The organism is Bradyrhizobium sp. SZCCHNR1043, from assembly GCF_032489675.1.
GTDB lineage: Bacteria > Pseudomonadota > Alphaproteobacteria > Rhizobiales > Xanthobacteraceae > Bradyrhizobium.
On the sequence record NZ_JAUEYN010000016.1, the window covers coordinates 141,192 to 156,756 of the forward strand.

Consider the following 15,565-nt stretch of genomic DNA (forward strand, 5'->3'; position numbering starts at 1 on the left):
GATCCCCGTGCGGCTGCTCTTCATCACCCTGCTTACGCTCCTGATCGCCACCGGCGTCGGCATCGGCGCGACCTGGATGACGACGACCCGCGGCACCGAGTTCGGTACGCTGACGATCGGCGCATGGACAGCGCGTCCGAAAACCGGCACGGCCGATGTCGACCCCTATGCGCGCGCGACCATCACCCGCAATGGCGAATTGCCGATCGGCACCGGCGACGGCGTGGCCTTCACCGCCACCAGAGACGACAAGAGGAAGCCGCTCGACGGGCGCTGCGACATCCTCGTCAGCGGCGTCACGCCACCCGCCCGCTTCTGGACGCTCACGCTCTACGACCGCAAGGGCCACCTCGTCGCCAACACGCTGCAGCGCTACGGCTTCACCAGCCAGGAGCTGGTGCGAGGTGCCGATGGCTCCTTCGAGATTCGCGTCGCCGCGCGCTCGCGCTCCGGCAACTGGCTGCCGACCGGCGGCATCGAGCGCTACGCGCTGATGCTGCGGCTCTACGACACGCCGGTCGGTGTCGCAACCCGCACGCAGCGCGACGCGCCGATGCCGTCGATCACGACAGTGGGCTGCCCATCATGATCCGGCTGCTGTTCACGGTCGTCGTAGGCGTGCTGCTCGGCGGCGTGGTGCATCTCGTCAGCGTGCTGGCGTTGCCTCGGATCTCGACCCAGGACGCCTATTCCCGGCTGACGCCGATGACCAAGCTGAACGCCGTGACGCCCTTGCCGCTCGCCGATCCCGGCAATTCGCCGATGCCGTTCATGGACCCGGCTTTCGCCATGGCGATCTGCCGCTACGATCTGTCCGACGGACCACTGAAGCTCACGGTTCCGGTGAGCCAGGCCTATACGTCGGTGTCGTTTTATACGCGCAACGAGATCGCCTACTACGCCATCAACGATCGCTCCGCCGGCAAGCGCGTGATCGAGCTCAACCTGATGACCGAGGCGCAGCATGAAGACCTGCCCGAGGACGAGGAGATCACGGCCGCCGACCGGCTGATCATCGATTCGCCGACGACGACCGGGTTGATCGTGCTGAAGGCCCTTGCCGCCGAGCCGGGTCTCATGCCGCAGGCGCAGGCCTCCCTTGCAGCGGCAAGCTGCGGCGTACAGACCGAGGCACCGGCCAAGGCCGAGAAGCCGCGCGGCAAACGATAAGTCAATACGACGTCCTGGATGAATTCGACAACACTCTCTTCACCCTTGGTGGCATAGTCGTTGTCGCGCGCCGCTGCTATGATGGATCAGGACGGCGGCGCTTCGCTCAACATCAGGTCATGGCTCTCGAAATCGAACGGAAGTTTCTCGTCAAGTCCGACGCTTGGCGGGATCAGGCGACGCACAGTGAACGCCTTCGCGACGGCCTCGTCGCACGTCAGGACGGCCTCAAGGTCCGCGTTCGCTGCTATGGCAACCGGACGACGCTGTGCGTGAAGAGCGGCCGCCGCGGCCTGACCCGAGATGAATTCGAATACGACATCCCCGCGGACCACGCCGCGGTGCTGTTCGCGCATTGCAATGGGCGCATCCTCGAAAAGACGCGTCACTACGTGCCCGCGGAAAGCGGCGTCTGGGAGGTCGACGTCTACCACGACGCGCTCGAGGGCGTCGTGATCGCCGAGATCGAGCTGCCGACCGAAACGACCGTCGTGCCCCTTCCCGACTGGGTCGGCGACGAGGTCACCGGCGACCCGCGCTACAGCAAGGCCAACATGCTGACGGAGCGCTCGCGCGCCGCGAAGGTCCGGGAGCTGCGGCGCGCGCGCCTTGCAGGGCTGTGATGCACGCACGGGCCGTTGCGGCTTGACCCCTGTCAAATCACCCGTCGAGGGCCCACCTTAAACAGCGCGGACTTGGCGGTCTGAACGATCGCGCATGGAGTTTGCACGATGAGTTCATCGCAGGTGATGTCACAGGCGCTGCGCGCCAAGATCATGTCGGCGGACGAGGCGGCCGCGCTGGTCGAGCCCGGCAACCATGTCGGCATGAGCGGCTTCACCGGGTCGGGCTACCCGAAAGCGGTGCCGCTCGCGCTGGCGCGCCGGATCGAAGCCGCACATGCGCGCGGCGAGCCGTTCCGCATCGGCGTGTGGACCGGGGCAAGCACCGCGCCCGAGCTCGACGGCGCGCTCGCCCGGGCTGATGGCATCGACCTGCGCCTGCCCTATCAGTCCGATCCGGCGACACGACAGCGCATCAACGCCGGCAGCATCGACTATATCGATCTGCATCTCAGCCATGTTGCACAGTTCGTGTGGTTTGGTTTTCTCGGCCATCTCGACGTCGCCGTGATCGAATGCGCCGGCATCCTGCCAGACGGGCGGCTGATCCCATCGACCTCGATCGGCAACAACAAGACCTGGCTCGATCTGGCGGACCGCGTCATCATCGAAGTCAATTCGTGGATGAACCCGGCGCTGCTCGGCATGCACGACATCTATTACGGCACGCGCCTGCCGCCACATCGCAAACCGATCCCGATCGTGGCGCCCGGCGACCGCATCGGCGAGACCACCTATCGCTGCAATCCGGACAAGGTCATCGCGGTCGTCGAGACCCATGCGCCGGACCGCAACACGAGCTTCGCCGCGCCCGACGATGTCTCCGGCGCGATCGCCGGGCACATCCTGGAGTTCTTCGCACACGAGGTGAAGCAGGGCCGCCTCCCGCGCAATCTGCTGCCGCTGCAATCCGGCGTCGGCAATGTCGCGAACGCCGTCATGGCCGGGCTCGACGACGGGCCGTTCCCGCATCTCACCGCCTACACCGAGGTGCTGCAGGACGGCATGCTGAATTTGATCCGCTCGGGCCGGATGGATCTCGCTTCCGCGACCGCATTGTCGCTGAGCTCGGAAGCTGCGATCGAATTCAACCGCGAGATCGAGTTCCTGCGCGACCGCATCGTGCTGCGGCCGCAGGAGATCTCCAACCACCCGGAGGTGATCCGCCGGCTCGGCGTCATCGCCATGAACGGCATGATCGAGGCCGACATCTACGGCAACGTCAATTCGACCCATGTCCGCGGCAGCAGCATCATGAACGGCATCGGCGGCTCCGGGGACTTCGCCCGCAACGCCTATCTATCGATCTTCATGACGCCCTCGACGGCAAAGAATGGGACGATCTCCTGCATCGTGCCGATGGTCACCCATGTCGACCACACCGAGCACGACGTACAGGTTCTCGTGACCGAACGCGGCCTCGCCGATCTGCGCGGCCTGTCGCCGAAACAGCGGGCCCGCGCCATCATCGACCAGGCGGCGCATCCCAAATTCCGGCCGGCGCTGGCGGACTATTTCGAACGCGCCTGCCGTGATTCGACCGGCAAGCACACGCCGCATCTGCTCGAGGAGGCGTTCCGCCTGCTCAGGCCGGAATGAGCGCTGCGGCCCGATCACCGCAGCGGCACGTCTCGTAGGCAACGGGATCGTGGCTGTTCACGATCGTGACCCGGTCGCCATGGTCGCGTTTCAGGCGCCGCAGCCGCTCCTGGTTGGCGATCCGCATCGTGCGATCCTGATCGCCCTTGCGCTGGAATAGCCCGAGCAGCAGCGGCATGCGTGGCCGCGGACCGAGCTGGCCGTGGAAGAAATAGGCATCGCCGGCGTGCAGCAGCCATTTGTCGCCGCGACGCACGGCGACGCCACAATGCCCGCGCGTATGGCCCGGCAGAGGAATGATCAGGATGTCGCCGCTGCGATCGACGGCAGCGCGGACGCCGCGAAAGCCGAACCAGTCCTCGCCGTCATCGCCGTAGAACTGCCAGTCGGGACGATGCCGCCATTGGCCGGCGACGTAGCGGCCGCGCGGCGGCGCCGGAGAGCCCTCGACGGCCATCGCATGCTCCGCGCGATGAACGTGCACCTTGGCCTTCGGGAAATCGCCGATGCCACCGGCATGGTCACGGTCGAGATGAGTGAGCAGGATGTGCCTGACGTCACCGGGCGAGAAGCCCAATGCCCGCACCTGCTCCAGCGCCGTCTCCGACGCGTCGAGAAGCGGCGCGGCCTGCCTCACCCAGCGTGCCCCCAATCGTGCGGGCGCGGCGATGTCGCCGGTGCCGATGCCGGTGTCGACGAGGACCAGGCCGTCATCGCTTTCGATCAGCAGGCAGTGGCAGACGAGGCGGGCGCGCGCGAACAGGCCGCCACTGCCGCTCACCAGCCGACCGCCGCGTGGACACATCGTGCCGGTGTTGAGGTGGTGGACGCGCATCGATCTTCTCCTTCATTGCCGACATCGGGCGCATCCTTGCGTGCCGGCCTGAGATAAGTAAAATATTGATCAGTGATACGCATCATAGGCAGTTCCTATGGATATCCGCGAGCTCCGTTATTTCTCCGCCGTGTTCGAGGAACGCAGCCTGACCAGAGCCGCGGCGCGCTGCTTCGTCTCGCAGCCATCGATTTCGCTGGCGATCGCCAATCTCGAGGCCGAGCTCGGCACCGAGCTGTTCCTGCGCCACCGCAAGGGTGTCGTGCCGCTGGAGGCGGCTGAACGCCTGCAGCCGATCGCCCGCCGGATCGTCGGCGAGGCCGATGCCGCCCGCAACCTGTTCCGGCACGGCGCGCCGAAGCAGGCGCTCAAGCTCGGGCTCATGCGCACCCTTGACGGACGCCGCGTGACCGCGCTGCTCAAGCCGCTCACGGCGCGCGAGGATCTCAGGCTTCACATCGTCGGTCCGACCGAGCGGGCCGACGGACGCATCGTCTCAAAAAGCCTGGTCGGCGACGGCGAGCATTTCCTGCCGCTGTGGAGCGAGCGCTATGTCGCGGCGCTCCCGCTCGCGCATCCGCTCACGCTGAAGCCGCGCTTGCGCGCGGCCGACCTCGCCGACGTCGCCATGATCGACCGCTGCCATTGCGAGCACAGCGCACTGGCGCGACGCAGCGGCGGACCGCGCGAGATCGCCGCCATTGCTGAAACCGAGGATTGGGCCCTGGCGCTGGTCGCCGCCGGCGTCGGCGTCGCGATCGTTCCCGAAGGCGTCGTGCACGGCCGAAGCGACGTTGCGGTCCGCGAGATCGAGATGACGTTGAAGCGCCAGGTCGGCCTCGCCTACTCCGCCTCGCGCGCCCCATCCGAGGCGCTGAAGATCCTGATCGCAACGCTGCGCGCGGCAGCGCCGCAGAAGCTCCGTGCGACAGCAGGGCGGCAAAAGGGAGCACCGGCCAAGCGAGGCCGGCGCCGGAGCAAGGTCGTGCCGGGCTAGCCCCGCGTCGTCAGCGGCCGTTCGATCAGGGGCCGCGCCGCGACCGGCGGATTGGCGGTCTGAGCCGCCAGTTCATGGATCAGGCGATCGGCGTCGGCGGCCAATCCGTCGGGAGCCTGGAGCACCAGGCGCTCCAAGGCCCAGCGGTAGGACGAGACGCGCTGCTCCAGGCTGATCTGCACCCATTGCACGATCAGCGAGTTCTCCTGCATGCGCGCGACCGCATCGGCCTTCTCGCGCGGCGAGAGCTCGGTCATGTATCTCATGCTGGCATCGCGCTTGCGGTCGAGATCGATGACGCGGATGGCCGATGCGAAGAACGGCTCGAAGCGGGTGATGTCGTCGCGCACGTCGTCGATCAACTGGGCGTAGCGCGAGGCGTGCGAGCGGTGCGGCTCGTCGATCAGGGCGCGGCCATAGGCGGTGCGGTCGAACACGACCTTCTGGCGCCAGGGCGAGGCCGACGGCTGATAGTCGCCGAATACGCTCTTCCAGGCAGGGCGCGAATGCGGCGGCTCGATCAGCGGATAAGCGAGATCGCGCAGTTGGCGCTCGTTGTCGGTCAGTTGGAATTGCGATGGGTTGACGCCGACGCTGGCGGTGGCTTCCGCCCCGATCCATTTGTGCATGTCGTCATTGCGCATGTCGGCGCGGGTGCGACCGAAATCGCCGCCGCTGCAGGCGCCGAGCAGTCCGCCGACGAGAACGAGTGCGAGGACCGGCACCGCGCGCCGGACCGGATTCACGATGGCCGGCATTCCCGTTTCCCCCGACCTGTCAGCGGCGACGGCGGCGGCGGCTTGGAGCTGTGCCCTCGCGGGGCCCGCGATCGTCGGTCGTGGTCTCGCGCTCGATCCGAACGACGGGAAGAATCAGGATCGTTCCCATGCCCTCCTGCGGCGCGCCGGTCACGGCAGGCCGCGCGCGACGCGCAACGTCCGCCGGGAATTCAATGATGGTCGCCATGTTGACTCTCTTTCGTGCCCGAAGTTCTGACCCCCTGAAAACTCCCCGTCGCCCGAACTTCGCAGGCAAGAGGGCACGCAGAACTGACGATCACGAATGCCGGCGCATGAAGCTGCGCTTTGGCATTCGGCGCGGCGAAGATCAGGCTGGCCGCGTGACGCGGCCAAGGCGAGATCATCGAACGGATCGATTAAGATCAGGACGTGGTTAAGAGGATATTAATGCGCGGGCCGCCCGACACGGATCGCGTGCACCGGCGGGAGAGAAGGCAAGCCAGCGTTGCGCCTTTGTCTCACCGGGTCATTTCGGCCCATCTTCACCGATTGTTTTCCTTAACGCCGCATTAAAACAACTCCGCTCTAATCGGCGCAACGATTGCCGAAGTTGCGTACCCCGACATGACAAGATCATCGCTGTTCCCCGGCTTCGACGGGTTGCTCACGCTCTCGCGCCGCGAGGGCGTGGACATCAAGCCCACTCTGCTGCGCGTCCTGACCGACCTCTATGTCCAGGCGAGCGCGCATTCCGCCGACGAGGAGCGGCAGTTCGTCGAATTGGCCTCCCGTCTGGTCGACGACGTCGATGATGCGACCCGTGCGGCGGTGCGAGCGCGGCTGGCGATCTATCCGGCGACGCCGATCGAGATTTTGAACAAGCTGGGCTTGCGCCCGGCGCAGAGCGAGCCGACGCCGCCGCTCGCCGGCCCCATTCCCGCATCGCTTCGCTCGTCGTCTCCGATCCCGCCGCGCGACGACGCGGCGTCCGGATTGTCGATGCAGCCGAAGGATGCCGCCGAGCTCAGCGAGATGTTCATGCGCGCCGCCTCGCACGAACGCATCGCCATCCTGCAGAACCTCGCCACCACGCCGCTGAGACCTGCCGCGCCGACGCCATTGCACCGCGCGGTGCATGCGATCGAGGCGCTGGAGATGGCCGCCTTCAACGCCGACGTCGAGACGTTCACGATCGAGCTCGGCGAGAGCCTGATCCTGCCCTCACGCATGACCCACGAGGTCGTCAACGACCCGAACGGCGAGCCGCTGGCCTGCGCCGCAAAGGCGCTCGGCATGCCGGCGCCGGTGTTCGAGCGGGTGCTGCTGTTCCTCAAGCCGGAGATGGGCCAGTCCGTCCAGACCGTGTTTCGGCTGTCACGTTTCTACGAGCGCCTCAGCGAGCGCGCGGCGCTGATCATGCTGGCGGCCTGGCGCGGCTCCGGGATGGCCGCGATCAGGGCCAAGCATCGCACGGCTCTCTATGACGACGAACGTCAGCACGTCCGTGGCAGCACGGCGCGGGCCGGCACCGCGACGAGGCCGATCGTGCGCACGGGGACCGACGGCTTCAAGCGATGACGCGCGATCGCTGCCCCGAATCTTGGCGATGATCAGGGACGCTCGCGCACGAGATCGAGAAAATGACGGCCCTGCCTGTCCTCGGTCTCGATGATCCAGGCGTCGGGATCGAAGCGCAGCTCCTTGACCAGGCGTTCCTCGATCTGCGCTTCCTCGATCGGCTGCGGCGATATCGGTACGAAGAAGCGGTCGATCGGCCGGCTGTCGTCATAGACGGTCTGCGGCGCGGGAACATAGAGCTGGGCCGTGCCGTCCATCAGCGCGACCTTGACGAACACCGCGCCGGCTTCCTCGGCGCCACGGTGGCGGATCGCGCTGAACGCGCCGGCCGACTGGCAACGCCGCAGATAGGCGCTCACCCAGATGCTGCTCTTCAATCGCATGATGGTTCGATGCAGGTGCAAGCGCGCTGCAAGTCGCAGCCGCCCCTGCTCTATTCGATCGGGTGACCGATGACAATCGCAAGCTCGCGCACCAGGCGGTCCGACACCTGGCCCGTCACCGGCAGCTTGCGCTCGCGCTCGAACTTCTGGATCGCGGCCTGGGTGTCGGAGCCGACCATTCCCGTCGGCTTCAACTGGCCATAGCCGTATTCGGTCAGCGCACGCTGGACCGCGGCGACACGACGGACATTGCCGCCCTGCTGCGTCGGCTGCGGACGCGGCACGTTGCCCTGACCGCCGCTGACCGAGCGGACGAGATCGGCCAGCGGATCGGCATATTTCTGATCCGGACGCGCCTCGGTGGCGCGCTGCTCAACCGCCCTCTGCTCCGCCGCCCTGGTTTCAGCGGGCCGCGTCTCGATCACCTTCGGATCCAACGGCGAGATGTCCATCGGCCGGGGCCGCGGCAGTGGATTGGAGCTCGTCAGATTGGGCGGAATGGTCACGATGGACCCGAACATCGGCGCTGGATGCGGTCCGGATTGCAGGAACACGGCATTGACGATGATGGCGCTGCCGGCCGCGCAGGCCAGCAGGCCCGCAAACAGATCCTTGGGGCTGTAGAGCATGGCCCGCAGCAGCCAGCCGCGCTCGTCCGCGACGACGGCCGCAGCCGCGGCAGCGCGCTTGCGACGGCGCGGCGGCGCCGGATCATCCTCTGCAGCTCGTCTAGGCACTCTTCTTCACCTGCATGACCTGCCCTGGCAGGGCGGAGCGCGAGGGCGACAGCGGCGTGATGGTGGCGCCCGCGGTCGCCTCGGCCACGAAGTTGATCGGCAGCGCGATCGTGACCGTGGTCCCCTCGTCGATCTTGCTTTCTATCGACATTTCGCCGCCGTGCAAGTTCACAAGGCTCTTGACGATCGACAGACCGAGGCCGGTTCCCTCGTGACGGCGCTGGTAGGTCTTGCCGGCCTGGAAGAACGGATCGCCGATGCGCTTGAGATCATCGGCGGCGATGCCGACGCCGGTGTCGGTGATTCGCAGCAGCAGGCGCGCGCCGTCGACGCCGGCAGAGACCGTGACACGGCCGCCGCGCTCGGTGAACTTGATGGCATTGGAGACGAGGTTGAGCACGATCTGCTTGAAGGCGCGCGGATCACCGGTGACCATCGGCAGATCCTGCGGCACGTCGGCCGACAGATCGACACCGTTCTCGCGCGCCCGCAGCGCCAGCAGGTTGCAGCAATTGATCAGCGCCGCGCGCGGCGCGAACGGCTCCGGCGTCAGCTCGAAATTGCCGGACTCCATCTTCGACATGTCGAGAATGCCGTTCACGACCGACAGCAGATGCTGGCCGGAATCGTTGATGAGCTGCGCATATTCGCGGCGCCGCGCGGCGTTCAGCACCAGCATTTGCTCCTGCATCAGCATCTCGGAGAAGCCAATGATGGCATTCAAGGGCGTGCGCAGCTCGTGGCTCATGGTGGCGAGGAATCGCGTCTTCGCGGCGTCGGCGCGCTCCGCGGCGCCGCGCGCCAATTCGAGCGCCTGCTCCTGCAGCTTGCGGTCGGTGACGTCGCGCATGACCGCGACCACCTCCTGCTCCGATCCGCCCGGCGCCACGCCGATGCGGTCGAGGGGGCGGCAACGCATTTCGACCCAGATGAAATCGACCGGATGCTGAAAGCCGCGCCCCTCGCCCGGCGCATCGCGGCGCAGGCGGAACTCGACGCTCGAGGCTTCGCTGCCGCCTGCCGCCTCCGACAGCGCCGTGAGATAGGCCGGCCGGTCGACAACATGGACGCGTTCGAACAGGCCATGGCCGTGCAACTGCGCGACCGGCGCGCCGAGCAGCGTCTCGACCGCGGGCGAGATGAACATGACAGCGCCGTTGCGGCGATGACGGGAGATCACGTCGCTCATGTTGCGCGCGAGCAGCCGATAGCGCTCCTCCTCCATCGACAGCAGCGTCACGCTGGTGCGCGCGAGCGTGTCGGCGGCAAAGGCGAGCACGGCCGCATAGAGCGTCGCGGAGGCGACGCCGAAGGCGAGCAGCACGGTGCGCAAGGCGGGGGTGGTCTCGGGCTCCGGCAGCCAGCCGAAATGACCAATGAGGATGAGCAGCAGCGCGCAGCACAGTGCGAGCCCCGCGGAGAACACGACGACGCGGCGCGAGGCCGAGAACGAGGCTTCCAGGGGAACGACGATCAGCCACACCGCGGCAAAGGATTCGATGCCGCCGGTCTCGATCGAGACCGCCATGATCAGCGCCGACAACGCCAGCGACGACAGCGCGCAGGCGCTCTCGTAGCGGCCGGTGCGCGACAGATACCAGGACAGCAGGATGGGCGCGATCAGCCACGACAGCGCGCCGACCTCGAGCGCGCTCGGCGCGCCGCGCATCGCGAGATAGGCAGGAAACACGGCGAAGACGGCGAGGCTGCCCAGCAGGCGCGGCGCGATGAAGGCGCGGTGACGCGCGCGCGTCATCGCATCAGTTCGAGCCGATGGATGCAATAACGCATCGAGACAATCGCGGATGATACTCAACACACTCACGGCTCTCGCGCCTCGGCCTGTCGGTCGTTCTCACAAAGAGAACGCGCCGGGACGCCCCCTGTCGTCGGAAGTCACCGTGTCAGACTCGCATTAAGCGAACGCTAAGGGCCAGACTGCGGTAAGCCCGCCATTCGGCCGGAATGGTGAATGCATCGTTTCCGGCCGGGCCTGCGGTTGCGAAAGCTGTGCGATCTACAGCCGGTTGCGCGGCGCATGCGGCCCGCGCCAATGAAAAATTTACTCCGAAGAAAATCCGGCCTCCGGCTTCGCGAAATCTCAACCAATTAAGCCCAATGCAAGCAGTCGCGACATAGAACAATCAGCTGCGATCCCGGTTGCGCGATTTGAGCACGCGAGATCAGCAGCACGGTCGGGGTTGCGTGATGTTCTTTCTGCTTCGGATGGCATTCTGGCTCGGGCTCGTGCTGGTGCTGCTGCCGCGCGAGAAGAGCCAAGACGCCGACAAGCTGCCGCAGATCAATGCGCACGAAGCCGTGCAGGCTGCGACCGCCGCCGTCTCCGACATGAGCCAGTTCTGCAAGCGGCAGCCGCAGGCCTGCGAGGTCGGCGGCCAGGCCGCGACCGTCATCGGCCACCGCGCCCAGGAAGGCGCGCGCAAGATCTACCAGATCATCACCGACAAGGCCGATGCCGCGGAGAAGCCGGCCGGCGCCGACAAGTTCATCGGCCCGGTGAAACCAGCCAGTCTCGACAAGCGCGGCAACGATCACACGGGCTCGATCGACGCCCCCATGGTCGAGGAGGTTCCCCCGGGCGACGCGCCGGCCGACACGCTCTCGGCCGACGATCTCGCCGCCGAATGGCAACTGCCGCCGACGCCCTGAACCGGCGGAACCGACTGTCGCTTTCGCCGTCCCGAACGCCTATATGAAGGCCGATATCGGGACCGAAGAGCATCATGACGATCGACGACATCCGCGACAATTTCGCCCTGCTCGACGACTGGGACGACCGCTACCGCTACGTGATCGAGCTCGGCCGCACCTTGGCGCCGATGCCGGAGGACGAGCACTCCGCCGCGAACAAGGTGCAGGGCTGCGCCAGCCAGGTCTGGCTGTCGAAGCACGTCGATCGCAGCAGCGCCGTGCCGGTGCTGAACTATCTCGGCGACAGCGACGCCCATATCGTTCGCGGTCTGATCGCAATTCTGCTCACGCTGTATTCTGGGCGGACGCCGCAGGAGATCATGACCATCGATGCGCCCGCCGTGTTCGACGAGCTCGGGTTCCGCGAGCACCTGACGCCACAGCGCTCCAATGGCCTGCGCTCGATGGTCGAGCGCATCCGTGCCGACGCCCGCGAAGCGCTCGCCACGGCGTCCTGATCGGTTCGGCTACTTCTCCCGCTCGGGCCGCTGCTGGCCCAGGCCCATCTTCTTGGCGAGCTGCGACCGGGTGACCGCGTAGTTCGGCGCCACCATCGGGTAGTCCGGCGGCAGGTTCCATTTGTCGCGGTATTGTTCCGGCGTCATGCTGTACTGCGTGCGCAGATGCCGCCGCAGGGACTTGAAGCGCTTGCCGTCCTCGAGACAGATCAGATAGTCCGGGTGGATCGATTTCTTGACCGGCACCGCCGGCCGCGCCGGCTCGGGCGCGGGCTCGCTTCGTCCCGCCGCGACCCGGGTCAACGCGGCATGCACCTGGCTGATCAGCGAGGGAATCTCCGCCGCCGGGGTCGGGTTGTTGCTGAGATAGGCCGACACGATGTCGGCCGTCAGATCGATAAAGCTCTTGCCGGCCGCTTCGGTCATCGACCCCTCATCCCGCTCCGCCTGTGACCGTCGATCGCAAGTATCACTCGCGCCGAGTGACAGCGTTGTCTCGCGATTCTACAAGCAATATGGGCAATTAACTGGCAAAATGACAAGATAGTGAGGACTTCTTCTTGAGAAGTCTGTCACCTGCCAAGTACTGTGTACCACATTCCAGACGCGCTCAACCTGACCGTGTGGTCTGGCCCGTCAGGAGCGGCCTTCGAGATGGGTGCGCAGCTCGTCGATCGACGCGAAGCGCATCATCCCTTCGGGCATCTGCGCCTCGATCGACCCGTCGGAATAGAGCGAATAGGCCATCCCATCCACCACGCCCGACTTGACGATGCTGACGGCCGGCGCGTCCAGGTCCTTCGGCTCGGGCGGCGGCGGGGTTGGCTCGGGCTCGACGAAGGCCGGTGCGGCCCGCGCCAAGCGTCGCGGGAAGGGCGGGCGCAGAGGCTCCGGCGTCCGCGTCCGCTCCGGTCGCGACCAGCCATTGTCGAACGACGAATCCGATTCGGTTGCGGCGGGCTCGTCCAGCGGCACGGGCGGCGGGTCGCTGAGGGGCGGAGACCGGAAATCCGTCGGCGGCGGCTCGGCGCCGCGCTTCTCGGCGCGCTCCCGCTCGCGGCGCGACGAAGACGCAAACAGCAGGTTGCGCTTGGGCCGCTCGGCGGGTTCGGCCGGCGGCTCATCCGAGGCCGGCTTCGACTCGCGCAGCGAGGCCGACAAGGGAGACGAGGACAGTGGCGACGACGACACCCCCGAGGACAAGGGAGACGACAGGTCCGGCATGCGGGGACGCGGACGTGGCGAGCCGCCCTCGCGCCAGACGTCCTCCGTCGGCGGCACCGGGGCGGTCTCGAAGTCGGTCTTGCCGGCGGCGAGCGGGAGCTGAAGAGGCCTGGGTTCGGACTCAGCCTCAGCGCCCGGACGCGACCGCAGCCGACTCGAGATCATCTTCAGCTCGCTCAGGACGGCCGACAGTCCGAACAGGATCAGCCCACTGCAGACGCCAAGGGTCCCCGACAGGATCAGCGTGTTACCGACGCTGAACTCCTTGACTGGAATTCCCCAGGCGATCGCCCCGAGCCCGGCCAACACGGCGAGGGCCCCGGCGGCCAACATTGCACTCATCATCGAACTCATCCCCTAATGCGCCGGTTCCGGACGGTGTCCCGACCGAAATCACATTAGATAGTTGCGGTTGCCCGCGTCCTTGAATCCGGTTTCTAGTCCAAATCCGCGACAATTTGCAGCGGAAGTTCGGCCAATCCTGCTGAAGTTCTCGTCCGCCGTGCAGCCATCGTCATGATGCCGCCACAATATACATCGGCCAACCCTCGGCATTCATTGAGGTTCCTCCCGGGTTCTTCCGGCCCCTGTGGTTCAGCGGGCGTTCATTTGACTGTGCCAATATGGCGCTCAGCAGCCGAAATTCGGGTCCCCGCTGCGCTGCGAGAAGCATGCCTTCCCATAATTCCGACACCTCGGAAGCCGGGACGCGCTATACGGAGGCGGGGAACACAGGCCTGAAACGCGGAAGCGGGGTCGCCAGGGGACGCCGGGTTACACTCAGCCATGACAACGATAACCACTTCGGTCCTCGAGACGCCGACGCGGCGGTCCCTTGAGCGGACGTATGACGATCTTGCCATGTTCGTGCTTGCCGCGGTCGCGGTGGTGGCCGGGCTCACATTCCGGGATTACGGCCTCGGCTGGGATGATTACACCCATGCCGAATATGCCGATCTGTTGCTGCGCATGTACGGTTCCGGTTTCAGGGATCAGGCGGCGCTGTCGTTCGCCAACCTTTATATGTACGGCGGCGGCTTCGACATGGTTGCAGCCCTGCTGCACAAGATCCTGCCGCTGGAGCTGTTCGAGACCCGCCGGCTGGTCGGCGCCATCGTCGGGCTGATCGGCCTTGCCGTGACCTGGCGCCTGGCGCGCCGCATCGGCGGCCCGGTGGCCGGCCTTGCCGCCCTGCTGCTGCTGGCGCTCTGCCCGATCTTCTACGGCCACATGTTCATGAACCCGAAGGATGCGCCCTTCGCGGTGGCGATGGTGGTGCTGCTGATGGGCCTGGTCCGCCTCGCCGATGAGTATCCCTACCCCTCGCCGCGCACCATCCTGATCCTGGGCCTGGGGGCCGGCTTTGCGATCGGCTCGCGCATCCTGGGCGGCATGGCTGTCGTCTATGCGATGGTCGGCTTCCTGCCGCTGTTCATGGAGGAATACCGCACGCAAGGGCCGCGCGAGGCGATCCGCCGCTTCGCCCACGTGCTCTATGTGCTGATCCCCGGCCTGATCCTGGGCTACCTGATCATGGGACTGATCTGGCCCTGGTCGATCATCGAGCCGGCCAACCCGTTCCGGGCCCTGACCTACTTCTCGCACTTCTTCGAGAAGCCGTGGAAGGAGATGTTCGACGGTGCGCTGGTCTCAGTGCCGGACATGCCTTGGTCGTACCTGCCGACGCTGTTCGCGCTGCAGCTGCCTGAATTGATGATTGCGCTGTTCGTCGCCGGCGTCGTGGCCTCCATCATGTCGCTGTCGCGGCCCGACGTGCCGGCACGCCAGAAGAGCATCCTGTTGATGCTGACGCTGGCGGCGACGCTGCCGATCCTGATCGCGATCGTCAAACGCCCGGCGCTCTACAACGGCATCCGCCACTTCGTGTTCGTGATCCCGCCGATGGCGCTGCTCGGCGGCATCGCCTTCTCGTGGTTGCTGTCGTGGCTCAACGCCGACGAGCGCCGCAGCTGGCAGCCGGTGGCGATCGCCGCCTTCTGCTTCGGCCTGCTGCTGCCGCTGGCCGAGATGATCCGGCTGCATCCCTATCAGTACACCCACTTCAACTTCATCGCCGGCACCGTGCGCGAGGCCGACACCCGCTTCATGCTCGACTATTGGGGGCTGGCGTTGAAGCAGGCCTCCGACGGGCTGAAGGAGCAGCTCGACGAGCGCCAGGAGGTGCCGCCGATCGGGCACAAATGGAAGGTCGCGGTGTGCGGCCCGCAGCGTCCCGCCCAGGTCGCGCTCGGCCCCGATTTCACCATCGGCTGGGACAGCCATGCGGCCGACTTCGCCATGACGCTCGGCGAGTTCTACTGCAAGGGACTGACTGCCCCTGTCATGGTCGAGATCAAGCGCGACGACGTCGTGTTCGCCCGGGTCTACGACATCCGCGGCCGCAGCATTTCCAGCCTGCTGTCGATCCCGGCGCCCTGAGCGGCCTACTCAGCCAAACGACATGACTGCTGCCCTGCCCTGCGCCTTGCCGCACGGCGGCGTGCCGCTT

Annotated in this window: 17 protein-coding genes; 9 read left to right on the forward strand and 8 right to left on the reverse strand. The window is 66.5% G+C overall.

Annotated features, from left to right (window positions below):
* Positions 1-7: 7 nt before the first annotated feature.
* The 4 genes from QX039_RS26900 to QX039_RS26915 all read left to right on the forward strand — a co-directional run bounded on the left by QX039_RS26900 (position 8) and on the right by QX039_RS26915 (position 3,392).
* Positions 8-589: a DUF1214 domain-containing protein gene (locus QX039_RS26900; protein ID WP_315739851.1), complete on the forward strand. Its 582-nt coding sequence runs from the start codon at positions 8-10 to the stop codon at positions 587-589.
* Positions 586-1,170, forward strand: coding sequence for a DUF1254 domain-containing protein (locus QX039_RS26905; RefSeq protein ID WP_315739852.1), 585 nt, complete (start codon positions 586-588; stop codon positions 1,168-1,170). The genes QX039_RS26900 and QX039_RS26905 overlap by 4 nt, the downstream gene beginning before the upstream one ends.
* Before the next feature lie 119 nt (positions 1,171-1,289).
* Positions 1,290-1,793 (forward strand): CYTH domain-containing protein, encoded by a 504-nt coding sequence (locus QX039_RS26910; protein ID WP_315739853.1) that lies wholly within the window; start codon positions 1,290-1,292, stop codon positions 1,791-1,793.
* Between the two features lie 108 nt (positions 1,794-1,901).
* Positions 1,902-3,392, forward strand: coding sequence for an acetyl-CoA hydrolase/transferase family protein (locus QX039_RS26915; RefSeq protein ID WP_315739854.1), 1,491 nt, complete (start codon positions 1,902-1,904; stop codon positions 3,390-3,392).
* On the opposite strand, the gene QX039_RS26920 is transcribed toward QX039_RS26915, so the two are convergent.
* Positions 3,379-4,227, reverse strand: a complete 849-nt coding sequence (locus tag QX039_RS26920) for an MBL fold metallo-hydrolase (protein ID WP_315739855.1) — start codon at positions 4,225-4,227, stop codon at positions 3,379-3,381. The two genes, QX039_RS26915 and QX039_RS26920, sit on opposite strands and share 14 nt — an antisense overlap.
* 97 nt (positions 4,228-4,324) lie before the next feature.
* Here QX039_RS26920 and QX039_RS26925 point away from each other — a divergent pair, with 97 nt between their 5' ends.
* Positions 4,325-5,224, forward strand: coding sequence for a LysR family transcriptional regulator (locus QX039_RS26925; RefSeq protein ID WP_315739856.1), 900 nt, complete (start codon positions 4,325-4,327; stop codon positions 5,222-5,224).
* On the opposite strand, the gene QX039_RS26930 is transcribed toward QX039_RS26925, so the two are convergent.
* Together QX039_RS26930 and QX039_RS26935 are read right to left on the reverse strand one after the other, a co-directional pair.
* A complete protein-coding gene (locus QX039_RS26930) occupies positions 5,221-5,982 on the reverse strand; it encodes a hypothetical protein (protein ID WP_315739857.1) in 762 nt (253 codons plus the stop codon). The two genes, QX039_RS26925 and QX039_RS26930, sit on opposite strands and share 4 nt — an antisense overlap.
* Before the next feature lie 19 nt (positions 5,983-6,001).
* A complete protein-coding gene (locus QX039_RS26935) occupies positions 6,002-6,190 on the reverse strand; it encodes a hypothetical protein (RefSeq protein WP_315739858.1) in 189 nt (62 codons plus the stop codon).
* A 398-nt stretch (positions 6,191-6,588) separates the two neighbouring features.
* On the opposite strand from QX039_RS26935, the gene QX039_RS26940 reads away from it, so the two are divergent.
* The gene (locus QX039_RS26940; protein ID WP_315739859.1) at positions 6,589-7,542 is read left to right on the forward strand and encodes a DUF2336 domain-containing protein; all 954 of its coding nucleotides are present in this window, start codon (positions 6,589-6,591) and stop codon (positions 7,540-7,542) included.
* Between the two features lie 32 nt (positions 7,543-7,574).
* On the opposite strand, the gene QX039_RS26945 is transcribed toward QX039_RS26940, so the two are convergent.
* Genes QX039_RS26945 through QX039_RS26955 form a run of 3 tightly spaced genes read right to left on the reverse strand, consistent with a single transcriptional unit; the run spans position 7,575 to position 10,418 of the window.
* A complete protein-coding gene (locus QX039_RS26945; protein ID WP_315739860.1) occupies positions 7,575-7,925 on the reverse strand; it encodes a DUF1491 family protein in 351 nt (116 codons plus the stop codon).
* Between the two features lie 50 nt (positions 7,926-7,975).
* On the reverse strand, positions 7,976-8,662 hold the full coding sequence (locus QX039_RS26950; RefSeq protein WP_315739861.1) for a peptidoglycan-binding domain-containing protein: 687 nt from the start codon (positions 8,660-8,662) through the stop codon (positions 7,976-7,978).
* Entirely contained in the window at positions 8,655-10,418 is a 1,764-nt protein-coding gene (locus QX039_RS26955) for a PAS domain-containing sensor histidine kinase (RefSeq protein WP_315739862.1), read from the reverse strand. Before QX039_RS26955 ends, QX039_RS26950 begins: the two co-directional genes overlap by 8 nt.
* A 452-nt stretch (positions 10,419-10,870) precedes the next feature.
* Here QX039_RS26955 and QX039_RS26960 point away from each other — a divergent pair, with 452 nt between their 5' ends.
* Positions 10,871-11,332: a DUF5330 domain-containing protein gene (locus QX039_RS26960; RefSeq protein ID WP_315739863.1), complete on the forward strand. Its 462-nt coding sequence runs from the start codon at positions 10,871-10,873 to the stop codon at positions 11,330-11,332.
* Between the two features lie 74 nt (positions 11,333-11,406).
* Positions 11,407-11,832 (forward strand): SufE family protein, encoded by a 426-nt coding sequence (locus QX039_RS26965; protein ID WP_315739864.1) that lies wholly within the window; start codon positions 11,407-11,409, stop codon positions 11,830-11,832.
* A 9-nt stretch (positions 11,833-11,841) separates the two neighbouring features.
* On the opposite strand, the gene QX039_RS26970 is transcribed toward QX039_RS26965, so the two are convergent.
* Together QX039_RS26970 and QX039_RS26975 are read right to left on the reverse strand one after the other, a co-directional pair.
* Positions 11,842-12,258, reverse strand: a complete 417-nt coding sequence (locus QX039_RS26970; protein ID WP_315739865.1) for a MucR family transcriptional regulator — start codon at positions 12,256-12,258, stop codon at positions 11,842-11,844.
* Positions 12,259-12,468: 210 nt separating this feature from the next.
* Positions 12,469-13,401 (reverse strand): hypothetical protein, encoded by a 933-nt coding sequence (locus tag QX039_RS26975; RefSeq protein ID WP_315739866.1) that lies wholly within the window; start codon positions 13,399-13,401, stop codon positions 12,469-12,471.
* A gap of 441 nt (positions 13,402-13,842) precedes the next feature.
* On the opposite strand from QX039_RS26975, the gene QX039_RS26980 reads away from it, so the two are divergent.
* A complete protein-coding gene (locus tag QX039_RS26980) occupies positions 13,843-15,495 on the forward strand; it encodes a glycosyltransferase family 39 protein (protein WP_315739867.1) in 1,653 nt (550 codons plus the stop codon).
* Positions 15,496-15,565 lie beyond the last annotated feature (70 nt).